This is a genomic window from Nocardia sp. N2S4-5 (genome assembly GCF_044628355.1).
Lineage (GTDB): Bacteria > Actinomycetota > Actinomycetes > Mycobacteriales > Mycobacteriaceae > Nocardia > Nocardia wallacei_B.
This window is the reverse complement of the sequence record NZ_JBIUPM010000001.1, coordinates 7,722,028-7,745,073: the sequence shown is the minus strand read 5'-3', so window position 1 is coordinate 7,745,073 and position 23,046 is coordinate 7,722,028. Positions and strand designations below refer to the sequence as shown.

The window sequence follows — 23,046 nt, the reverse complement described above, 5'->3', positions numbered from 1 at the left end:
TAGCGTGCGCACCGACGGGGACGGACATAATTCTGCGGCGGCGAATTCGGCAGGTTCCCGCGTATTCGTTTTCGGCGCCTCCGGCTGCGGGAAGACGAGATTCGCGAAGCAATTGGCAGAGCGCCTTTCCGTCCCGCACGTGGAATTGGATTCGCTGCTGTGGGGTCCGGCGTGGACGATGCGCGACGATGCCGCGTACCTGACGGCGACGGCGGCAGTGGTGCCCGAGCCCGGGTGGGTGATAGAAGGCACGTTCCGGCCCGATGTCGCGCATACGGTGTGGCCGCACGCCGATACCGTCGTGTGGCTCGATTTCCGGTTCACACTGGTGGCGGCCAGGCTGCTGCGGCGCACCATCCGGCGCGCGGTGACGCGCGAGCGGCTGTGGCACGGAAATGTCGAACCGCTCCGCGATCTGGTCGGCCGCGGGTCGTTGCTGGCATGGTTGTGGCAGAGCTACCCGAAGATTCCCGGTGAAGTTTCCGAATTCGAAGCAGAAATGGAGTCACCGGCCGCTGTATTTCACCGATTCGCGACACCGAAAGAAGCAAAGCAATGGCTCCGGAATGTGCGAGGCGAGACAGCGTGACGGGCTACGAAGTCGTCACCTTCGATCTCGGGGACACCATGGAGTCTCGTGGCTCGAATCTCGGTGACGCGCAATTCCGAATTCGGCAGTTCGTGCGCTGGGCTGCCGATCGGGACCGGGTCGGTGGCGCACGGACCGACGACTTGGCGCTGGCCTTCCACGCCGTGCTGCGTGAACAGCGCATCGGCAGCGATCTGCGGCATCGGGAGGTGCGCGACATCGCCGAGCGCATGGCTCGCGCGGCCGGTTTCGAGCCGACCCCGCTCGATGTGGCCGAGCTGGCGGAATTGCTACAGGATCCAGGGCCCGACGAACGGCTCAGTTGGGCGCCCGGCCTGCCCGAGGTGTTGAGTGCGCTGCGCGCGGCCGGCGTGCGCCTCGGGGTGATCAGCAATCTGCGGTTGACCTCGGGTGCCAACGTACGCCGCGTGCTGCGGCGGGCCGGGCTACTGGAGTTCTTCGATCCGGACGGCCTCACGTTCTCCGACGAACTGGGCGTCCACAAGCCGCATCCCGAGATCTTCGAAACGACGTTGCGACGACTGGGTGCGCCGGCGGCCGCGGCCGTACATGTCGGCGACAACTGGGCGGCCGACGTCGTCGGCGCCCGCGCTGTCGGCATGACGACCGTACGATTCACCGGCCTGCACGACGACGAGCGGATCGAGGGACCGGACGCGGACCATCTCCTCGCGGCGCTGTCCGGCCTACCGGCCCTGCTGGGTATCGAGAAGACACGCGCCGAGGTGACGGGATGATCCGGGGCGCGGCGGCACGAGCGCTGCGGTGGCACGAGCGCCCGGTGCCGCATCTGCTGCGCGCGATGTGGCGGGAGAGCGCGCTGTCGGCCGCGGGTGTCTGGGCGCTCGTCCTGGTCGCGACCGGTCTGGCGTTGTGTTCCGTCGTGGCCGGCGGGCAGCTGATCGGCAAGATCACGCTGGCGGTCCGGGGCGACCAGCCCGATGCACAACACGCGGCGTGGCTCGCGCTGGTCGCCCTGGCCGCCGTGCTGGTGGCCCAGCAGGTGGTCACGTCGCTGCTGTGGCCACTGCTCGCGGCGGTCGGTCGCCGCGTCGAGGGGCGGGTTCGGTCCGACGTCATGCGCAGCGTGCTGAACCGACCCGATATCGCGCACCTGTCCGATGCCGAGATCCGCGACGCCATCGGTGCGGCGACCACCGTCGGCACGGCGCGCTACGGCCCGAGCTTCGCCGTGGAGGGTCTGGCCACGGTCGCCGGCGGCTTGCTGTCCGGAACGGCCATGGCGGTCTTGCTGTCGCTGTATCGCTGGTGGCTGGGCCCGCTGCTGGTCGCGGTGTGGCTGCTCGCCCGCGTGTTCGTGCACCGCGAGCGGATGGAACTGCTGGCCGTCTACGCCCAGCAGGCCGAGGCCACCCGACGTTTCGGCTACTACCGAGACCTGGCATTGCAACCGTTGGCCGCCAAGGAGATTCGCGTCTTCGGCCTGCACGCCTGGTTGGTCGAAGGGTTCCTGTCGTACTGGGGCACGGCCATGCACCGGGTGTGGGATCAGCAGCGCCGGAAACTCACGCCCCTCGCTCGCCTGACCTGTGTCGTAGTGGCGGTTCACCTCGTGGCCGTGCTGGTCGTCGTGCGCGGATTCGACAGTCGCGAAATAGATGTCGGTGAGCTGGTGATACTGCTGCAAGCCCTGATCGGTACCTCGGCGATCAACCTCGCCGACGCCGGAAACGGCGACGCCCATGTCGAATGGGGCGGTTCCACGGTGATCGCCGCCGACCGCCTGCGCGAGCGACTGCCTGTCTCCGCCGGCGCCGCGGGTACCGCCCTTGCGCCGCGCGCGGAGATTCGTTTCGAAGGGGTCGGCTTCCGCTATCCGAACGGGACACGAGACGTGCTGTCGGACATGGATCTTCGCATCGAGGTGGGGAAGTCCCTGGCGATAGTCGGGGAAAACGGCGCGGGAAAGACGACGGTGGTGAAATTGCTGGCGGGGTTGCTGCCGCCCGATACGGGCCGGGTCACGGTCGATGGTCGCGACCTCGCCGGCTTCGATCTCGAGGACTGGCACTGCCGCTTCGCCGCCGTGCTACAGGACTACATCCGACTGCCGGCGACGCTGCGCGACAACGTGACGCTCGGCCGGTACGAACCGGACGACGCGGCGGCGCTGGCCGATATCGCGCGCCGGACCCGCCTCGATCGGGTTGTCGACCAACTTCCGCTCGGCTGGGACACGCCGGCCGGCCGCGACCTCGTCGACGGCACGGAACTGTCGGGTGGACAGTGGCAGCGGGTGGCGCTCGCTCGGGCCCTGTGGTCGGTGCACTGTGGCGCCACCGTGCTCGTCCTCGACGAGCCGACCTCGGCGCTGGACGTGCGGGCCGAGGCTGCCTTCTATGACGACTTCCTCGATCTGACAAGAGATTTGACCACGATCGTGATCTCACACCGGTACTCGACCGTGCGCCGGGCCGATCGGATCGCGGTTCTCGGTGCGGGTGGCGTGACGGAAGTGGGTAGCCACGACGAACTGATTCGGCGCGACGGCACGTACGCACAGTACTTCCGTTTGCAGGCAGGCGTTTTCGAGACGACGGAGGCCGTCGATGCGGACCGTTGAGGCAGTACGCGCCGTCAAGATCTCGTTCGCCACGGCCTACGCGGCCGACCGCCGGCATACGCTCGCGTTGACGATATGCGCGCTGATACAGATCAATTCGGCCGTGATCACCGGAATCCTGCTGAAGACGGTCGTCGGCGCGGCCGTGGACCATCGCGGCGGTCTCGTACTGACCGGCGCCCTACTGATCGGCGCCAACGCCAGTCTTTTGTTCGTGCTCTTGGTAATTCGCAATCGCTTCACCCGAGTGCTGACCGACAGGACCGCTGCGCGATACGACGCCGAGACGATGACCCTGGCCGCGGAGGTGCCGGAGATCTCGCATTACGAGACTCCGGAATACCTCGACCGGCTGGCCGTGATCCGGCACCAACCGACAGCTCTGGCACAGAGCTTCGCGGTGCTGGTGAACGGTGGCGCGATCATCGTTCAGGCCGTCGTGGTCGTCTCGATCCTGCTGTCGCTGCATCCGGTGATGGTGGTGCTGCCGCTGCTGGCGCTGCCCGGGTTCTGGACCATGCGGATGGGACATCGAATCGCCGCGCGGTCGTTCGACGACACCGCGGAGTCGCGCAGAGTCGCCGGACGACTGTTCGAGTCCGCGACCAGCCTCGGAGCCGCGGCCGAGATCAGGCTGTCCCGCCTGGGTCCGGAATTGATTCGCAGGCACGATGTTTCGTGGTCCACCATGCACGAGGGGATTCAGCGGGCCGAATACAAGGCCGCCGCGATCCAGGCCGCCGGACGACTGCTGCTGTTGGGCGGCTACGTCGGTGCTATCGGCCTGATCGTCGCGAACGGCCTGAACGGCTCGGCGTCGGCGGGCGACGTGCTGCTCACCGTGGTGCTTGCGGGCGTGCTCAACCAGCAGATATGGCAGGTCCTCGAAGTCATCCGGCGGTCGATGTACGTCATGATGGTGATGGAGCGGTTCGCCTGGCTGGTCGATTTCGCGCGCAGTCGTCGGGATCGCCCCGCCGTCGCGGCGCCCGCACCGGACCGGTTGCACAGCGGAATTCGACTGCGCGGCATCACCTTCCGGTACCCAGGTACGGAAGCCGAAGTACTGCGCGACGTGGACATCGACTTGCCCGCCGGGTCGGTGGTCGCGCTGGTCGGCGAGAACGGTGCGGGCAAATCGACGATCGTCAAGCTGCTGACGCGGATGTACGAACCGGAGCGCGGCACGATCGAAATCGACGGCATACCCCTGCGCGACTTGGATATCGACGAATGGCGCGCTCGTACCACCGCGGTGTTCCAGGACTTCGGCAAACTCGAATTCGAGCTGGGCGTCTCCGTCGGCGTCGGGAATCTGCCGCTGCTCGGCGATCAGGCAGAGATCGCGAGCGCACTCGATCGAGCCGGTGCCGACAATCTCGCCGCAACGCTCGACCGGGGTTTGGCGACGCCGCTGGGCGACAGTTTCGCCGACGGCGTGCAGCTTTCCGGCGGTCAGTGGCAGAAGGTGGCGCTGGCGCGCGGGATGATGCGTCGCGCCCCGCTACTGCTGCTGCTGGATGAGCCGACCGCGAGCCTCGATCCGGAGTCCGAGTACGAGCTGTTCGCCCGGCACGCCGACCTGGCCCGGGAGACCGCGCGTGCGACCGGCGGCATCACACTGCTGGTGTCGCACCGCTTCTCGTCGGTGCGCTCCGCCGACCTGGTCGTCGTCCTGTCCGGCGGTGCGGTCGCGGAAACAGGGACGCACGAGGAATTGGTCACTCGCGGCGGGCTTTACACCGACTGGTACTCGACCCAGGTGCGTGCCTATGGCTGATATCGCGGCGGTCACGGTGCTGTGCCTCATCGCCGGATGGGGCTGGTGGCTGGTCTTTCGAATGCTGCGAGCCGCTCGCTGGGCTGCTGGGCGGGCAGGTGGCGGTCCGCCGGCACAGCCGGAATGGGCACCGCGGTTCGTGTTCGTCGTACCGGCGCTGCGCGAGGTGGAAACACTGCCGGTGTTGTTGGATCACTTGTGCCGCAATGATTTCGGTGCCGATTCGCTCATCGTCGTCGTGACCTCCGAGCGTGAGGAGTACGAACGGCGGCTAGCGCGCGAAGAACTGCCGTCGGTCGCCGCGGCGTTGTCGGCCGGGGCGGGAGAGCACGACTTCGTTCGGCGGACGGCGGGCATCCTACCGAGCGGCGTCGCCCGCAGGCTCGCCGCCGAACTCGCTACCGTGAACGAGGCGGCCCGGCCGACTGTGCTGGCGGAACGGTACGACGAAATGCCCGGCACCGCTTCGGTTGCCGCCGAATGGGAGCGCCGCTCCAGCTCTCTCGGCAAGACGCTGATACATCTGCATTATCCCGGTACGGACGGCGGAAAATCCGACCAGCTCAATTACGCGCTCGACGTGCTGGTGCGGAAATTCGCGACGGCGGGGACCTGCCCCGACGATGTCTATTTCGTAGTGTTCGACGCGGATTCGACGCCGGATGCCGCGGCCGTGCGCTACGTCGCCCGGGAATGCGCGGACCTCCGCTCCCGCAAGGAGCCGTTGCCCGCATTGTTCCAACAGGTTCCACTGCCACTTCGCCGGCCGAACTGCGCCCGATCTTCGCTCACCGATGGAATGCTGCGGGCCTACGCGTTGGCGCACACGCGCAGGGCCCTCGGCATCGAGATCGATCGCCTGCTGCGGCATGGACGTCTCCGCGCCAGATGTCGCGGCCCGGTACAGCGCACGCTGCGACAACCTATGGTCTATGCGGTCGGTGCGGGAATGTTTCTCCACCTCCCGCCACTGCTCGCCGCCGGCGGTTTCCCCACCACCGTCGACGACATCGCGCTCGGCCACCGATACACGATCGGTGACCTGGACATGCGCCCCATCCCGCACTTCACCGTCGTCGACAGGTACGGATCCGTCACCGCGCTGGCCCGCGCGCACGCACTCGTCTTCTGCGGCAGCGTCGACCTGCCACCCCTGGTCCCGACCTCACCGCTCCCCACCGCGACCCAACGCGCCGTACTCTTCCGCGAAATCTGCGACTCGCTGTGGTGGCTGACCGGGCCACCGATAGCGGCCGCCGCCGTGTGGGCACTCGCCGCATCGGGATCCCCATGGGCCTTGCCGCTGGCAGCGTCGGCGTTCGTGAGCCAGTATCCGGCCTCGCTTATCGCGTCCGCCGTGGCATTGCACTGGATCCGAGTGCGATCCGGCCCGGAACAGGACGACGTCTCCCTCCGCTCCACCGCCGCCCTATGTCTACTCTCTCCAGTAGTACCGTTCCTGCATTGGATAGGCCCCGTACGCGGCGCCATCATCTGGATACACGCACGACTACGCGGCCGAACTCCGAAATTCGGCAAGACGGAGCGGTAACAAACCATCACACTCCACGCCAACTCACCGATTCGAAATCCGGGGAGAAGATTTTCGATGTCCGAGCAAATACGAGTCCGACCGATCGCCTACGTCGACGGCGGAGCTCACGAAATACGCGGCAACAACTGGGGCGACTCCCGCTGCATCATCCGCGTAGACCCTTCGGTACTCCCCGACCAAGCCACCAAGGGCCTCGAAGCGTTCTCCCACCTGGAACTGATCTTCCACTTTCACCGTACCGAACCACTCGGCTCCACCTACCCGCCACGTCGCCCGCGCGGTCACCGGGACTATCCCGAAGTGGGAGTCCTCGCAGTCCGAAACATGCACCGTCCCAACCGCCTTGCTATCTCCCGCTGCCGTCTGCTCCACGTCGACCACAACGACCTGTACGTCACCGACCTGGATGCAATCCACGGCACCCCGATCCTCGACATCAAGCCGTGGCTCACCGAAATGGCCCCGCGCGGTGAGGTTCGCCAGCCCACCTGGAGCATCCGGATCATGAGGAACTACTACGCCCCCGCACCGGATCCCGAGTAAGTGCTGCGGCGGTAGCCGTCCCCCCACGGCGGCGAACCGTGGTATCGGCGGCCCGGTATTTCCGCTGCCTGTGCGGTTGGCACAATGTGGCGGGTGCGAGGTAATCGGCTCGGAGCGAACCGGTGGGCGGCGGTGGGGATGGGTCTTGCCGCGGCGATCGGCGGCGCGATCGGTGCCGCCGAGTTCTTCAGCGGGCGCGCCTCCCGGCAGTACTTGCCGCGCGGCCGGAAGCCTTTCGGCGGGACCGAAGCCGTCGTCGTGCTGGGTTACCCGGCCAAGCACGACGGCAGCACTCATCCGCTACAGCGGTGGCGCTGCCGGATCGCCGCCCGGTCCCTGGATGCCCGCGCCGAGGGCATGCTGGTTTTCACCGGCGGGGCGGTCCGGCGCGACTGGCCCGAGGCCGAGGTCATGGCGCGCTATACCCGCGATACCTTCGGCATCCCCGCCGCTCGGATCGTGACGGAGACCAAGGCCGAAAGCACTTGGCAGAACATCGAATTCACCATTCCGATCATCGAGCACGCCGACCGCATCAAGATCGCCTCGGACCCCATGCACGCCGCCCGAGCCCGCCGCTACCTACTCCTCCAGCGCCCCGACCTCGCCGCACGACTGGTCCCCGCCGCCGACTACCGCTTCGGCGAGAAATGGTGGCTGAAACTTCCCACGACCGCCCACGAGCTGGCCGCCATAGCGCGTCGCCGGGCCGGGGCGCTCGCCAACCGGTCCGCCGCCGCACCCCGCCGCAAGTAGGCGACCGTCTAACCGCCGCCCCCGCTGCCCTCACCCCACGTATCCGCCCGCCTACCGCCTCACATTTTCGCCCGCCTGCTGCCCCGTCTTTACGCCCGAATGCCGCCCCGTGTATCGCTCGAATGCTGTCGCCGTCGGTTTGGGCGGGCTATTGCTCGTGTTGTGCCGGGCGTATTTGGCGGCGGATGTCGAGGAGATGGTGGCGGACCTCGTGGACGGTGTGCACGGCCACCCAGCGCAGCGAGCGCTCGGTTCCCGGCGTGGGGTAGTGGTAGACGACGACGCGATCCCAGGCCGGCGGGTCGAGCCGTTCGAGCACATTCGTGAACATGAGAGCCGCGTCGGTGGTTTGGCGGGCCACGTCCGCCGGGTCCTGGTCGGCGTAGCCGTCGTGGTCGACGCGCTCGTCGCGACCCATCGGCGTGCAGTCGGGCCGGTCGGTGCGGCGGGCGGCCAGCACGCGCTCGCGCTGCACCAGCAGCATGTCGCGGAGGTGGCAGGCGTATTCGAGCGGTGACCACAGCGTGTCCCGCCGTCGCGGCCGTGGGTCCTCGTCCGGCCGCAGCAGCAGTTCCGCGACCTCGGCGATACCGTCTCGAATCGCCTGCGCGGCACCGCTTGCGGCCGTCGGGTCGTAGGTGAATCCGCACTCCGGGCAGTCGGTCATGGGGCGACTGTACGACGCCGCGACGACATACTCACGTGGTCGCCGTGAGCGGCCGCGTACCCGAGACCCACGAAACTTCGGGTTGGTCAACGGGTACACGCCGAGCAAGCCCCTCCGCCTGCGCGCTATCCGGGGTGGCGCACCCCCGACAGCTGGTCAGAGGCGTACCTCAGCCTGCGATCGAGATCGCCCGGCCGGGATACTGCCGCAGGAACTCGGCCAGTCGATCGGCGATGTCACCCTCGTCCGCACGAACCGAAACCTCTTCGAGCACTGGGTGATTCAGCGCGTCGAGCGAGTCGGAGACGTAGGTGGGCAGACGATCGGCCGCCTGCTTGCGCAGATCGGCAAGGGTGCTGACCCCGGTGAGTACCAGCAGCGACGGCAACCCCACACAGTGGGCGCCGTCGATATCGGTGTCGAGGCGATCACCGACGACCAGCGCGGCACGGGTGCCCGCCCGCTCGAGCGCGTCCTCCAGCAACGGCGCGTACGGCTTACCCGCGACGATCGGCTCCCGATCGGTTGCCGTCCGTAGCGCGGCGACCATCGACCCGTTGCCGGGCGCGAGACCCCGTTCGTTCGGCAGCGTGGCATCGGTGTTGGCGGCCACCCACAAAGCGCCGGACCGCAGCGCGTAGGCCGCTTCGGCGAGGTCCGGCCAGGCGGTCACGGGCGAATGCCCCTGCACCACGGCGTCCGGCGGCACGTCCTCGAACCGCCGGATCGGGCGCAACCCCACCCGGTCGATCTCAGCGGCCAGGTCATCGGTGCCGACGATCAGCACGGTCGCCCCCGGCCGCAGCCGCCCGGCCAGTATCCGCGCGGCAGCCTGCGCGCTGGTCACCACGTCGTCCGCGGTCGCCGCGAAACCCAGCTCCGCCAAGTGACCGGCCACGGCGGCGGCCGATCGGCTGGCATTGTTGGTGACATACACCAGCGCCTGCGACGACGCTGACGAAAGCGCTTCCGGCGCACCGGGAATGACCTCGGTCCCCCGATACAGCGTGCCGTCCAGGTCCAGCAGCACCGCACCGAATCGGTCCCTCAACCGCGTCACTTACTCCACCTTCTCTAGGCGTCGACCATCCACTGGCTGTCGCGATCCATCCGGCGAGACCGATCAGGCCATGCGACCAGCCGCGGCGGACGGCAGGACAGCTCGGCTCACTCCGGGCGCTGCCCGTCGTCCTCTGCTTCGAAATCACTTCCGCCGGAGGCAAGTTCGTCGGCGCGCTCCTCGGCGTCGGTCTCGGCATCGAGGTCGGCGGAGGCGGCGTTGAGGAACCAGGTCAGGGCCTCGTCGGCGCGGCCCGCGGCCAGCAGGGCCTCCGCGTACGCGTAGAACAGGCGCGCGGCGGCCGAGCCGGTGCGGCCCGGGTCCAGCTCGGAGGTCTGCAGGGACACGACGGCCTGGTCGTACTGGCCGAGATCCATGCGGGCCCCGGCGACCACGATCCGCAGTTCGGTGGCCTCGTCACCCTTCAACCGGCGCGCCTCGTCGCTGCGGCCCAGTTCGATCGCCCGCTCAGGACGGCCCAGACCGCGTTCGCAGTCCGCCATGACCGCGAGCAGACCGGATCCACCGGACATCCGTCGAGCGGTGCGCAGCTCCGACAGCGCCTCCGCCCATTCACCGGCGTGATAGGCGATGACACCGGCGGTCTCGCGCACCACCGCGATCCGGCCGGCCCGCTGCCGCGCCGCGCGCGCGTGCGACAGCGCCTGCTCGGGGTCTTCCTCGAGGAGACGGGTCGCCATCACCAGATGACGGGCCACCGTCTCGGCATTGTTCTTGTCCAAGCTCAGCAGATCGCGCCGGACCGCCGAATCCAGTTCACCGGCCTCGACGTCGTCGGGCAGCGGCGGCTCTTCCGGCCGCGCCTCGCGCCGATCGGACCCGCGACCGCTCGCGGCCTGCGCACCTTCACCACCGCGCCGGCGCTCCGGGCCGTGCCCGCCGTCGGTCCGGTCGAACTTCCCACCGTCGAACTCGCGCTCGGTTGCTGCACCGCGTTCGTCTCCACCGCGCTCATCTGCGCTACGACCGGCGTCCGCACGGCGGTCACCTCCGCGCCGGAAACCACCGCGATCAGCGTCACCACGGCTCTCCCCCGCAGGACGAGCGAACCCGCCCCGGCCACCGCTCTCGCGACGGTCCCCGGCCGGCCGATCAAAACCACCGCGACTCTCGCCGCGGTTGAATCCACCGCGTCCGCCACCTTCGGTGCGATTGAACCCCCCGCGCTCACCGGGCCGATCCGGTCCTCCACGCCGATTGCCACCCCGATCGAAGCCGCCGCGTTCAGTAGGCCGATCCGCACCACCACGCTGACTGCCACTCCGATCGAAGCCGCCGCGTTCAGTAGGCCGATCCGCGCCGCCGCGCTGACTGCCGCCCCGGTCGAATCCGCCACGGTTGTCACCGCCGGAACGCTCCGAGCGCCGGCCCTCTCCCCGATCGGGTCCGCCACGCCTATCGCCGAATCCACGGTCGGAGCCACCGCGATTCTCACTCCGGTCGGCGCCGCCGCGCCGGTCGCCGTACGGGCGGTCCGAACTCCGGTCCCCGCGATACGGACGATCGCCACCTTCGCGCCCGTCGTCACCACGGTCGGATCGTCCGCGGTTCTCGCCGTACGGGCGATCCGACCCTTGGCCACGGTTGTCCCCGAAGCCGCCGCCGCGCTTGAAACCGCCACGGTTCTCCCCGGCGCTACGGCCGGAATCCGGTGCGCCGCGGCCTGATTCGCCTGGGCCACCGCTGCGGCGGAAACCTCCGCCACTGTTCGGACGGCGGTCCTGACCGCCGCGATCGACATCACCGCGGCCGGACCGAGGCTCGGATGGCCGGTCGTCGCCGGATCGGTCGCCCGACCGCTCGCGCGCGGATCGCCCGGAGCCAGAATCCTGGCCGGACCCGCTGCTGCGGCGGAAAGGCTTCCGACCGTCGTTCTGCTCCGACACGGTGATCCCTTTCTCTGTTCATGCTTCGTTGCCCGGCCGAGCCGTCGCCGTGGGCGGGTGCACCCGCCTACTCGAATTCAACCATGTGCCGGCGATCTCGCCGCCACTCGGCACTGGCCCCGGAACGACAAAAAGGGGACCCACGGTATGGGCCCCCTTTTCGGGAAGTATGTTCCGGCGGTGTCCTACTCTCCCACACCCTGTCGAGTGCAGTACCATCGGCGCAGGTGAGCTTAGCTTCCGGGTTCGGAATGGGACCGGGCGTTTCCCCACCGCTATAACCGCCGTAACTCTATGAAACTATCCACACAATCGTGTGTTGTTTCAGATACCGCACAGTGGACGCGTAACATCTTCGTTGGTAAGCCCTCGGCCTATTAGTACCGGTCACCTCCACACATTACTGCGCTTCCAGTTCCGGCCTATCAACCCAATAATCTGTTGGGGGCCTTACCCACTCGAAGGTGGTGAGAAACCTCATCTAGGAACAGGCTTCCCGCTTAGATGCTTTCAGCGGTTATCCCTTCCGAACGTAGCCAACCAGCCATGCCCCTGGCGGAACAACTGGCACACCAGAGGTTCGTCCGTCCCGGTCCTCTCGTACTAGGGACAGCCTTCCTCAAGTTTCTAACGCGCGCGGCGGATAGAGACCGAACTGTCTCACGACGTTCTAAACCCAGCTCGCGTGCCGCTTTAATGGGCGAACAGCCCAACCCTTGGGACCTACTCCAGCCCCAGGATGCGACGAGCCGACATCGAGGTGCCAAACCATCCCGTCGATATGGACTCTTGGGGAAGATCAGCCTGTTATCCCCGGGGTACCTTTTATCCGTTGAGCGACACCGCTTCCACACGCCGGTGCCGGATCACTAGTCCCGACTTTCGTCCCTGCTCGACATGTCTGTCTCACAGTCAAGCTCCCTTGTGCACTTACACTCAACACCTGATTACCAACCAGGCTGAGGGAACCTTTGGGCGCCTCCGTTACCATTTAGGAGGCAACCGCCCCAGTTAAACTACCCACCAGGCACTGTCCCTGAACCGGATCACGGTCCGAGGTTAGAAGTCCAATACGACCAGAGTGGTATTTCAACGACGACTCCCACGACACTAGCGTGCCGCTTTCACAGTCTCCCACCTATCCTACACAAACCGTACCGAACACCAATACCAAGCTATAGTGAAGGTCCCGGGGTCTTTTCGTCCTGCCGCGCGTAACGAGCATCTTTACTCGTACTGCAATTTCGCCGAGTCTGTGGTGGAGACAGCAGAGAAGTCGTTACGCCATTCGTGCAGGTCGGAACTTACCCGACAAGGAATTTCGCTACCTTAGGATGGTTATAGTTACCACCGCCGTTTACCGGGGCTTAAATTCTCAGCTTCGCCCCCGAAAGGGCTAACCGGTCCTCTTAACCTTCCGGCACCGGGCAGGCGTCAGTCCGTATACCTCGTCTTACGACTTCGCACGGACCTGTGTTTTTAGTAAACAGTCGCTTCTCTCTGGTCTCTGCGACCCAACCCAGCTCGAGGAGTAAATCCTGTCACCGGACCGGGCCCTCCTTCTCCCGAAGTTACGGAGGTATTTTGCCGAGTTCCTTCACCACAGTTCTCTCGATCGCCTCGGTATTCTCTACCTGACCACCTGTGTCGGTTTGGGGTACGGGCCGTGTACCAACTCACTAGAGGCTTTTCTCGGCAGCATAGGATCACTGAATTCACCTCAACGGCTACGCATCACCTCTCAGGCACATGCTGTGCGGATTTGCCTACACAACGCCCTACAGGCTTACACCCGGTAATCCACCACCGGGCCCAGCTACCTTCCTGCGTCACCCCATCGCTTGACTACTACCACAGGGGTCCCATGCATCCCCCTCCAGCTTCCCGAAGGAAGTCCATTGGGTTCAGGATGGTTAGCACCATGGATTCGCCATTGGGCGCGGATACACGGGTACGGGAATATCAACCCGTTGTCCATCGACTACGCCTGTCGGCCTCGCCTTAGGTCCCGACTCACCCTGGGCGGATTAACCTGGCCCAGGAACCCTTGGTCATCCGGCGGACGAGTTTCTCACTCGTCTTTCGCTACTCATGCCTGCATTCTCACTCCCACAGCCTCCACACCTGGATCACTCCGGCGCTTCCCCGGCTGCAGGACGCTCCCCTACCCACCCCGACCACTACCCATCACTGGGGATGTACATGTCGGAGTGCCGCGGCTTCGGCGGTGTACTTGAGCCCCGCTACATTGTCGGCGCAAGACCACTTGACCAGTGAGCTATTACGCACTCTTTCAAGGGTGGCTGCTTCTAAGCCAACCTCCTGGTTGTCTCAGCGATCTCACATCCTTTTCCACTTAGTACACGCTTAGGGGCCTTAGCCGGCGATCTGGGCTGTTTCCCTCTCGACTACGAAGCTTATCCCCCGCAGTCTCACTGCCACGCTCTCACACACCGGCATTCGGAGTTTGGCTGACTTCGGTAAGCTTGTAGGCCCCCTAGGCCATCCAGTAGCTCTACCTCCAGTGTGAAACACGTGACGCTGCACCTAAATGCATTTCGGGGAGAACCAGCTATCACGGAGTTTGATTGGCCTTTCACCCCTACCCACAGCTCATCCCCTCAGTTTTCAACCTAAGTGGGTTCGGGCCTCCACGTCGTCTTACCGACGCTTCACCCTGGCCATGGGTAGATCACTCCGCTTCGGGTCCATGACATGCGACTCAGGACGCCCTATTCGGACTCGCTTTCGCTACGGCTCCCCCACACGGGTTAACCTCGCCACACACCGATGACTCGCAGGCTCATTCTTCAAAAGGCACGCCATCACCCCACAACAAAGGAGGCTCTGACGGATTGTAAGCGTCCGGTTTCAGGTACTATTTCACTCCCCTCCCGGGGTACTTTTCACCTTTCCCTCACGGTACTAGTCCGCTATCGGTCACCAGGGAGTATTCAGGCTTACCGGGTGGTCCCGGCAGATTCACAGCAGATTTCACGGGCCCGCTGCTACTCGGGTACTCACTACGAGAGAGCACGTGTTTTCGTCTACGGGATTCTCACCCTCTACGACGGACCGTCCCAGGCCACTTCGACTAACACGAACTTTTCTGACTCTCGCTCCCCACGGCAGTAGGAAGAAAATGAGCCCCACGACCCCACACGTGCAACCCCTGCCGGGTATCACACACGCATGGTTTAGCCTCATCCGCTTTCGCTCGCCACTACTCACGGAATCACAATTGTTTTCTCTTCCTGTGGGTACTGAGATGTTTCACTTCCCCACGTTCCCTCCACACCGTCTATATATTCAACGGCGGGTAACACGACATCACTCGTGCTGGGTTTCCCCATTCGGAAATCCTCGGATCTCAGCTCGGTTGACAGCTCCCCGAGGCATATCGCAGCCTCCCACGTCCTTCATCGGCTCCTGGTGCCAAGGCATCCACCGAACGCTCTTAAACACTTACAAACAAAGATGCTCGCGTCCACTGTGCAGTTCTCAAACAACACACCCGAATCAGACAAACCCACCACCACGACCACTCCGAAGAGCGCGGTCTGCGTAGCATCCAACCGGATCGTTATCTTTCGCCTAGAAAGAAACACTCGCGTGTTCTTTCAGGACCCAACAGTGTGCCGATATATCCCCACCGAAACAGGGAAGTAGCCAGTGTTCCACCCATGAGCTTCCGCAGTCCCACAGTCGGGGACATGAACGGTCTCTGACGCGGTCGAGGACGACTCTTCGAACCGACCAGCGTAGAAGTGCTCCTTAGAAAGGAGGTGATCCAGCCGCACCTTCCGGTACGGCTACCTTGTTACGACTTCGTCCCAATCGCCAATCCCACCTTCGACGGCTCCCTCCCACAAGGGGTTAGGCCACCGGCTTCGGGTGTTACCGACTTTCATGACGTGACGGGCGGTGTGTACAAGGCCCGGGAACGTATTCACCGCAGCGTTGCTGATCTGCGATTACTAGCGACTCCAACTTCACGGGGTCGAGTTGCAGACCCCGATCCGAACTGAGACCGGCTTTAAGGGATTCGCTCCACCTCACGGTATCGCAGCCCTCTGTACCGGCCATTGTAGCATGTGTGAAGCCCTGGACATAAGGGGCATGATGACTTGACGTCGTCCCCACCTTCCTCCGAGTTGACCCCGGCAGTCTCCTGCGAGTCCCCACCATGACGTGCTGGCAACACAGGACAAGGGTTGCGCTCGTTGCGGGACTTAACCCAACATCTCACGACACGAGCTGACGACAGCCATGCACCACCTGTACACCAGCCACAAGGGAACCGACATCTCTGCCGGCGTCTGGTGTATGTCAAACCCAGGTAAGGTTCTTCGCGTTGCATCGAATTAATCCACATGCTCCGCCGCTTGTGCGGGCCCCCGTCAATTCCTTTGAGTTTTAGCCTTGCGGCCGTACTCCCCAGGCGGGGTACTTAATGCGTTAGCTACGGCACGGATCCCGTGGAAGGAAACCCACACCTAGTACCCACCGTTTACGGCGTGGACTACCAGGGTATCTAATCCTGTTCGCTACCCACGCTTTCGCTTCTCAGCGTCAGTTACTGCCCAGAGACCCGCCTTCGCCACCGGTGTTCCTCCTGATATCTGCGCATTTCACCGCTACACCAGGAATTCCAGTCTCCCCTGCAGTACTCTAGTCTGCCCGTATCGCCCGCAAGCTTGGGGTTGAGCCCCAAGTTTTCACGAACGACGCGACAAACCGCCTACAAGCTCTTTACGCCCAGTAATTCCGGACAACGCTCGCACCCTACGTATTACCGCGGCTGCTGGCACGTAGTTGGCCGGTGCTTCTTCTACAGGTACCGTCACTCACGCTTCGTCCCTGTCGAAAGCGGTTTACAACCCGAAGGCCGTCATCCCGCACGCGGCGTCGCTGCATCAGGCTTCCGCCCATTGTGCAATATTCCCCACTGCTGCCTCCCGTAGGAGTCTGGGCCGTGTCTCAGTCCCAGTGTGGCCGGTCGCCCTCTCAGGCCGGCTACCCGTCGTCGCCTTGGTAGGCCATTACCCCACCAACAAGCTGATAGGCCGCGGGCCCATCTCGCACCGATAAATCTTTCCACCACAAACCATGCGATTCGTGGTCATATCCGGTATTAGACCCAGTTTCCCAGGCTTATCCCAGAGTACGAGGCAGATCACCCACGTGTTACTCACCCGTTCGCCGCTCGTGTACCCCGAAGGGCCTTACCGCTCGACTTGCATGTGTTAAGCACGCCGCCAGCGTTCGTCCTGAGCCAGGATCAAACTCTCCGTTGAAGACTCACAAATCGAGAAGCCGATCTCTCGGCACTCTCAATCAGAAGTAATCTCGAACCAGAGTCCGAAAACCTAACTTAAACGCCAGCCGGAAAAATAGCTGACAAAAAATACCCGACCCTCACACGGGGGTGTAGAGAGCCGGAACCAAAATAATTGGCACTGACATTCATCGACACACTATTGAGTTCTCAAAGAACACACGCACCCAAGATCCGGCCGATTTTTCTTCGACCTTCTCTAGAGGCAACTTTTCCAGCCTAACCACTCCCACCTACCGAGTCAAGCTCAGGGGCGTCGAGCAGTCTTGCCAGCCGCCAGGCGCTCCCCGTCCTACCTCGTGGCCCCAGGCCTTGGTGGCTCCGGGTCGGCGTCCGTGTCGCTCTGACTTGGAATAAGTTACGTGTCGGATAACGGATCGTCAAATCCCCAAGACACTCGACATTCTCGCAGGTCAAGAGCGCGGGATCAGAGCGCCGCCCGACCTGAATCACAACGATGTGACTCAGGTCATGATGATCTTCATCGACCGGCGCGCCGCGCTCCCGCGAAGTTCTTCTTTCCGCGCCGCAGCACCAGCCAGCTCCCGTGCAGGTAGTCGGAATCGGCGGCGGTCCACTCCGGGTCGGAGATACGGGTGTTGTTCACCGACGCGCCGCCTTCGTTCACCGCGCGCCGCGCCGCGCCGCGACTGTCCGACAGGCCCGACGCCACCAGGAGATCCACGATCGTCGCGCCCTCGGCGGCCTCCGCGACCGTGCCGTCCACCGCGGCCTCCGAGAGTGCTGCGGACAGCGTTGATTCGTCCAATTCCTGCAGGTCACCGCGTCCGAACAGGGCCTGGCTGGCCAGCTGGACCGCGCGCGTGTTCGCCTCGCCGTGCACCAGTGTGGTCATCTCGGCCGCCAAGCGGCGCTGCGCCTCCCGGGCGTGCGGGCGTTCCTCGGTCGCCCGCTCGAGTTCGTCCAGCTCCTCGCGGTCGAGGAAGGTGAACCAGCGCAGGTACCGGACCACATCCGCGTCACCGGTGTTGACGAAGTACTGGTACCAGGCGTACGGGCTGGTCATCTCGGGGTCCAGCCATAGGCTCCCACCGCCGGTGGACTTGCCGAACTTCTTGCCGTCGGAGGAGGTGACCAGCGGCGTGGTGAGGGCATGGACGTGCTCGCCGTCCAGCCGTCGATTCAGCTCGACGCCCGCGATGATGTTGCCCCATTGGTCGGACCCGCCGACCTGCAATCGGCAGTCGTGCCGGCGGCGCAGCTGCACGAAGTCGTTGGCCTGCAACAGCATGTAGCTGAACTCGGTGTAGGAGATGCCTTCGCCGTCGAGGCGGCGCTTCACCGTCTCGCGGGCCAGCATGACATTGACGGAGAAGTGCTTGCCGATGTCGCGGAGGAAGTCGACAGCGCTCAGGGGCCCCGTCCAGTCCATGTTGTTCGCGATGATCGCGCCGCTCGGCGAATCGTCGAGGGCGACGAAGCGTTCGAGCTGACCGCGGATCCGGTCGGCCCAGTCGGCGACGGTGTCGGTCGAGTTCATCACCCGCTCGCCGACATCGCGGGGGTCGCCGATCAGCCCCGTGGCGCCGCCGGCCAGCACGATCGGCCGATGACCGGCCTGCTGGAATCGTTTGAGCGTCAGCAGCGGCACGAGGTGCCCGGCGTGCAGGCTCGCCGCGGTCGGATCGAAACCGGCATAGAGGGTGATCGGTCCCTTCGCCAGATCGGATCGCAGCTCGTCCAGGTCGGTGGACTGCGCGATCAGCCCACGCCAGCTCAGTTCATCGATGATGTCGACGCTCACCGCCCCCATCTTTCCGCACGTCCCGTGGATGTCCGTGCACAGGTCCATCACACCGAAATACGGTCGCGCGCGAACGGTGCGCGGCGGGCGCCGGAGCGGACTCAGGCGAAGGCGTCTTTCAACGAGGTCAGATGCACCCGGCTCGCCGTGGCCGCGGCGGCGCCGTCGCGGGCCCGGACGGCGTCCAGCAGGACCTCGTGGGCGCGATGGTCGGCGCGTTCGTCGGGCAGCGGGCGCAGGCGCAGCATGTCGATCATGGCGTGCCGCGAGCGCGGGACGAAGGCGTCGAACATGCTGGTGAGTACGTCGTTGTGGGCGGCGGTGACGACCGTGCGGTGGAAGGCGGTATCGGCGTCCACGAGGTGCTCGACCGACGGGCCGGCCTCGGCGCGGGCGGCCAGTGCCCGCCACATGGCGCGCAGGTCCGCGGGCGTGCGCCGCTGGGCCGCGAGCGCCGCGGCCTCCGCCTCGATGGCGATACGAGCCTCGATCACGGTGACGATGTCGGCGCGGCGCAAGAGCGTGTCCCAGTCCTCGGTCACCTCCAGCGCGGTGACGAAAACCCCTGCGCCCTGGCGGCTTTCGAGCACACCCCGGCCCGCCAGCTCGCGGATAGCCTCGCGCAACGTGGAGCGCCCGACGCCCAGCTGAGCGGCCAGGGTGGTCTCCCCCGGCAGCTTGTGGCCGAGCAGCCATTCGCCGGCGCGGATCCGGTCGAGCAGCACCTCGGCGGCCTGAGCCGCCAGCGGATGCCTTTGCACGTGCGCCAAAGCCCGCCCACCTCTCTGCTTGTCTGAGGAGTTGTTTCTGGCTAGTCTATGCCACATGGGACAGGGACTGCCTCTCCTCGGCCGCCGCGGCGGGGTCTGATCGACCGGCACCCTGCCCGCGGGTTGCTGGGCTGCGCCGGTCACACCTCCGACGCGAAAGCAACGCCACTCATGTCCTCTCCCTCCTTCCCGTGGAATCGCCAGCGCCCGTCCGTCATGCCGTCGCATCGGTATCGCCCTGTGCACGAACGGGTTTCGATCCCGGAGTTCGATCGTCGATGGCCGTCGAACCGGATCACCGAGGCGCCGCTGTGGGTGCCCGTGGACCTGCGCGACGGCAATCAGGCCCTCGCCGAGCCGATGGATCCGGCCCGCAAGCGCCGGTTCTTCGAGCTGATGGTGGCCATGGGCTACACGGAGATCGAGGTCGGGTATCCGAGCGCCTCACAGGCCGATTTCGACTTCGTCCGGCTCATTCGCGATGCCGATCTGGCGCCCGCGGACGTCACGCTGGTCGTGTTCACTCCGGCGCGCCGCGATCTGATCGAGCGCACCGTCCAGGCGATCGACGGCATCGCCAACGACGTGGTGATCCACATGTACACGGCGACGGCGCCACAGTGGCGGGACGTGGTGCTGGGCCGCACCCGCGACGAGGTGGCCGCGCTGATCCACGCCGGTGGGCGCGACGTCCTGGAGCTGGCGGGGCACCTGCCCAACGTCCGGTTCCAGTTCTCCCCGGAGGTCTTCATGCTCACCGAACCGGATTTCGTTCTGTCGGTGTGTGATTCGATGACAACGCTGTGGGATGCGACGCCGCGGCGTCCGGTGACCCTCAACCTGCCCGCGACCGTGGAGGTGGCGACGCCGAACGTGTACGCCGACCAGATCGAGTACATGCATCGCAACCTGTCCCGCCGGGACAGCGTCGTGCTGTCGGTGCATCCGCACAACGATCGGGGCACCGGCATCGCGTGCGCCGAACTGGCGGTGCTGGCCGGGGCGCAGCGGGTGGAGGGCTGCCTGTTCGGTAACGGGGAGCGCACGGGCAATGTCGACATCGCCACGCTGGCGCTGAATCTGCATGCCCAGGGCGTGGATCCGCGGGTCGACTTCTCCGACATCGACGAGGTGCGCCGGACCGTGGAGTACTGCACGCGCCTGCCGATCTCGCCGCGGCATCCCTATGTGGGCGATCTGGTGTACACGGCCTTCTCCGGGACGCATCAGGACGCGATCAAGAAGGGGTTCGCCGAACATCGCGCCCGCGCGGCCCGGCAGCAGCTGAGCGAGCGCGAAATCGATTGGGAGGTACCGTATCTGCCGATCGACCCCGCCGATGTCGGCCGCTCCTACGAGGCGGTGATCCGCGTCAATTCGCAGTCCGGCAAGGGCGGGATCGCCTACCTGCTGGAGACGGAGTACGGCGTGACTCTCGCCCGCGACGAGCAGATCGAGTTCGCCCGCACGGTGCAGCGCTACACCGACGAGACCGGGGCGGAGGTGTCGGCGGAGATGCTGTGGAAGCTGTACTCCGAGTTCCGTCCGGAGGCGGCGCTCAGGCCGGACGTTCCAGCTTCGGCGCCCGCGGGCTGCGCCGATAGGCCGACACGGCCGGGGAATCCGTGAGCCACAGCCGCCACGGCCGGTCGGCGGCCAGGCTGACACCGACGCGCGGCCCCACGGCGACGGCCGCGGAGTCGGTGATCTCCGGTCCCAGTTCCAGGCGGATCGCTGCGCCCGGATCGAACAGGGGCGTGCCGTAGTCGGCCAATGTGATGCCGAGCGCGCTGCCGAGATTGCCCGGTCCCTTGGCCAGGCCCGCGTCGGTGCGGGCGGCCGGGCGGCGGGCGCGGGCGGTCTCGTGCCCGGCGATCACCTCACCGGCCCGGATCAGCACGGCGCTCGCGACGCCGTCGGGTCCGCTGGTGACGTTGACGCAGGTGTGCATGCCGTAGCTGAAGTAGACGTACAGCACACCGGGCGGGCCGAACATGACGGCGTTGCGCGGCGTCCGGCCGCGGCCGGAGTGCGCGGCCGGGTCGTGCCACGGCCCGGCCGGGTCCCCGCCGTACGCCTCCACCTCGACGATTCGCACGGCGACGGGACCGGACCACAGGGTGGCGCCGAGCAGGCGGCGCGCGGCCGCGGGTGGTTCGACGGCAAGTTTCTCGGCAGACACAGCGATCCATTGTGCAGAATCGGCCCGGCACCCCGCGTGCCGGGCCGATCCCTCATCGCGTCCCTATTCGGGCCGGTTCACAGCCAACGGCTGACGCCGTCGTGCCCGGAGCAGGTGCCCCGGCGATGCTGGCTGAAGCTGTAGGTGCCGTCCTTGCACTGTGCGGTGGCGCCGTCGGGCGGCGTCGAACTCTGCTGCGGGCGCTGCACGCAGGCCTGGTCGACATTCTCGTACTCACCGGCGCCGCACACGTACTGGACGGGACCGGCGGCCGCGGTAGGCGCGACGAAGGCGGAGGTGGCGACGGCGGCCGCGAACAACAGCGGCGCCAGTCCGAAGGCGGCCCGCCCGGCGACCGCGGGGCGAGCCCGCCCGACGGCGCGGCGCATACTCATGAGCATTTCGAAATTCCTTACCGCAGAACACTTCTCATCAGGAGTGAGGCAATTTCCCCCAGTGCGGATCACCCTAACTCGGACGACCGGCATAATCCGAGCGATCTTCCTCGGAGAGGACGAAAGACCCTGCGCCCCAATGACCAGCGTCATCCCTCTACCCGATGCACACCCCGGGCTCAGCCCCGCCTTACCCGCGACAACCCCGTCACAGAACGGCATCCCCACTGCCGCGCAGGCCCTGCAATTTGTCCGGGTTGACCTGGAAACGGATGTTCTCGACGCGACCCTCGAGGATGTCGTAGCTCAGCGCGCCGATCGGCTGATCGCCGACCAAGACCAGCAGCCCTAGTTCACCGTTGATGATGGCCGGTTCCATCCGTGCCCCGGCGGAGGTGGGCTTGGCCATGGCGCCCAGCATCCAGCGTGCGACATGGTCGGGACCGTGTAGCGGGCGGCGGGCCGCGGTGACCTTGCCGCCGCCGTCGTTCCACAGCGTGACATCCGGCGCGAGCAGTGCCATCAGCGCGTTGACGTCGCCGCCGTGCGCGGCCGCCAGGAATTTCTCCGTGACTTCGCGCCGTGCGGCCTCGTCGGCGTCGTAGCGCGGGCGCCGGGCGTGGACGTGCCCGCGGGCGCGGTGGGCGATCTGGCGCACGGTCGTCTCGGGCCGGTCGAGGAAATCGCCGATCTCGGCGTGCGAGAAACCGAAGACCTCGCGCAGTACGAAGACGGCGCGCTCGAGCGGGCCGAGGGTTTCCAGCACGACCAGCATCGCGGTCGAAACACTGTCGGCGGTCTCGGTTTCCGCGGCGGCGTCGGCCGTGGTGAGCAGCGGTTCGGGCAGCCACGGTCCGACGTAGGTCTCGCGCACGGCGCGGGCCGAGGTGAGGCGATTCAGGGACAGATTCGTCACGGTACGCACCAGATATGCCTTCGGGTGATCGATCGCGTCGCGATCGGCGGCGTGCCATTTCAGCCAGGCGTCCTGCAGCACGTCCTCCGCGTCGGCGACGCTGCCCAGCATCCGGTAGGCGGTGCCGAACAGCAGTCGCCGGTGCGCGTCGAACGGGTCGGTGCTTACGTGGTCCGGCATGGTGTCATATTTTCCCGGCGGCGGCCGGTCGGCAAGGG

Annotated in this window: 15 protein-coding genes, 3 rRNA genes and 1 pseudogene; 8 read left to right on the top strand and 11 right to left on the bottom strand. The window is 65.9% G+C overall.

The features are described 5' to 3' along the window. The first annotated feature begins 139 nt into the window (after window positions 1–139). The 7 genes from ACFMRZ_RS35815 (at window position 140) to ACFMRZ_RS35785 (ending at window position 7,828) form a co-directional block, all read left to right on the top strand. Window positions 140–589: a hypothetical protein gene (locus ACFMRZ_RS35815; RefSeq protein WP_400182582.1), complete on the top strand. Its 450-nt coding sequence runs from the start codon at window positions 140–142 to the stop codon at window positions 587–589. Then, the gene (locus ACFMRZ_RS35810) at window positions 586–1,347 is read left to right on the top strand and encodes an HAD family hydrolase (protein ID WP_400182581.1); all 762 of its coding nucleotides are present in this window, start codon (window positions 586–588) and stop codon (window positions 1,345–1,347) included. Before ACFMRZ_RS35815 ends, ACFMRZ_RS35810 begins: the two co-directional genes overlap by 4 nt. Further along, complete coding sequence (locus ACFMRZ_RS35805) at window positions 1,344–3,194, top strand: ATP-binding cassette domain-containing protein (RefSeq protein ID WP_400182580.1); 1,851 nt, start codon at window positions 1,344–1,346, stop codon at window positions 3,192–3,194. The genes ACFMRZ_RS35810 and ACFMRZ_RS35805 overlap by 4 nt, the downstream gene beginning before the upstream one ends. Then, window positions 3,181–4,974, top strand: coding sequence for an ABC transporter ATP-binding protein (locus ACFMRZ_RS35800; RefSeq protein WP_400182579.1), 1,794 nt, complete (start codon window positions 3,181–3,183; stop codon window positions 4,972–4,974). The genes ACFMRZ_RS35805 and ACFMRZ_RS35800 overlap by 14 nt, the downstream gene beginning before the upstream one ends. After that, window positions 4,967–6,526: a hypothetical protein gene (locus tag ACFMRZ_RS35795; protein ID WP_400182578.1), complete on the top strand. Its 1,560-nt coding sequence runs from the start codon at window positions 4,967–4,969 to the stop codon at window positions 6,524–6,526. The genes ACFMRZ_RS35800 and ACFMRZ_RS35795 overlap by 8 nt, the downstream gene beginning before the upstream one ends. Window positions 6,527–6,583: 57 nt before the next feature. Further along, window positions 6,584–7,072, top strand: a complete 489-nt coding sequence (locus ACFMRZ_RS35790) for an SAM-dependent methyltransferase (protein WP_400182577.1) — start codon at window positions 6,584–6,586, stop codon at window positions 7,070–7,072. Between the two features lie 93 nt (window positions 7,073–7,165). Then, window positions 7,166–7,828 carry a YdcF family protein gene (locus ACFMRZ_RS35785; RefSeq protein WP_400182576.1) on the top strand — a complete coding sequence of 221 codons (663 nt, stop codon included), beginning with the start codon at window positions 7,166–7,168 and terminating at the stop codon, window positions 7,826–7,828. 148 nt (window positions 7,829–7,976) lie between these two features. Here ACFMRZ_RS35785 and ACFMRZ_RS35780 read toward each other — a convergent pair whose 3' ends face one another. From ACFMRZ_RS35780 to ACFMRZ_RS35745, 8 genes and pseudogenes are all read right to left on the bottom strand, one after another. Next, entirely contained in the window at window positions 7,977–8,495 is a 519-nt protein-coding gene (locus ACFMRZ_RS35780) for a DinB family protein (RefSeq protein ID WP_400182575.1), read from the bottom strand. Window positions 8,496–8,664: 169 nt separating this feature from the next. Then, window positions 8,665–9,555: an HAD-IIA family hydrolase gene (locus ACFMRZ_RS35775; protein WP_400182574.1), complete on the bottom strand. Its 891-nt coding sequence runs from the start codon at window positions 9,553–9,555 to the stop codon at window positions 8,665–8,667. A 107-nt stretch (window positions 9,556–9,662) separates the two neighbouring features. Next, window positions 9,663–10,769 (bottom strand): annotated as a pseudogene (locus ACFMRZ_RS35770) (hypothetical protein); the annotation flags it as partial. A gap of 865 nt (window positions 10,770–11,634) precedes the next feature. Beyond that, window positions 11,635–11,751 (bottom strand): 5S ribosomal RNA (gene rrf, locus ACFMRZ_RS35765). 68 nt (window positions 11,752–11,819) lie between these two features. Then, window positions 11,820–14,933 (bottom strand): 23S ribosomal RNA (locus tag ACFMRZ_RS35760). Window positions 14,934–15,240: 307 nt separating this feature from the next. After that, a 16S ribosomal RNA gene (locus ACFMRZ_RS35755) occupies window positions 15,241–16,759 on the bottom strand. The 16S, 23S and 5S rRNA genes sit together here, the layout of an rRNA operon. 522 nt (window positions 16,760–17,281) lie before the next feature. After that, entirely contained in the window at window positions 17,282–18,574 is a 1,293-nt protein-coding gene (tyrS, locus tag ACFMRZ_RS35750; RefSeq protein WP_400182573.1) for a tyrosine--tRNA ligase, read from the bottom strand. 92 nt (window positions 18,575–18,666) lie between these two features. Continuing rightward, window positions 18,667–19,335, bottom strand: coding sequence for a FadR/GntR family transcriptional regulator (locus tag ACFMRZ_RS35745; protein ID WP_400182572.1), 669 nt, complete (start codon window positions 19,333–19,335; stop codon window positions 18,667–18,669). Between the two features lie 216 nt (window positions 19,336–19,551). Here ACFMRZ_RS35745 and ACFMRZ_RS35740 point away from each other — a divergent pair, with 216 nt between their 5' ends. Next, window positions 19,552–20,964 carry a 2-isopropylmalate synthase gene (locus tag ACFMRZ_RS35740; protein WP_400183055.1) on the top strand — a complete coding sequence of 471 codons (1,413 nt, stop codon included), beginning with the start codon at window positions 19,552–19,554 and terminating at the stop codon, window positions 20,962–20,964. Here ACFMRZ_RS35740 and ACFMRZ_RS35735 read toward each other — a convergent pair. From ACFMRZ_RS35735 to ACFMRZ_RS35725, 3 genes are all read right to left on the bottom strand, one after another. Beyond that, a complete protein-coding gene (locus tag ACFMRZ_RS35735; RefSeq protein WP_400182571.1) occupies window positions 20,894–21,517 on the bottom strand; it encodes a DNA-3-methyladenine glycosylase in 624 nt (207 codons plus the stop codon). The two genes, ACFMRZ_RS35740 and ACFMRZ_RS35735, sit on opposite strands and share 71 nt — an antisense overlap. 77 nt (window positions 21,518–21,594) lie before the next feature. Next, entirely contained in the window at window positions 21,595–21,912 is a 318-nt protein-coding gene (locus ACFMRZ_RS35730; protein WP_400182570.1) for a DUF3761 domain-containing protein, read from the bottom strand. A gap of 208 nt (window positions 21,913–22,120) precedes the next feature. Continuing rightward, a complete protein-coding gene (locus ACFMRZ_RS35725; RefSeq protein WP_400182569.1) occupies window positions 22,121–23,008 on the bottom strand; it encodes an RNA polymerase sigma-70 factor in 888 nt (295 codons plus the stop codon). Between the last annotated feature and the right edge of the window lie 38 nt (window positions 23,009–23,046).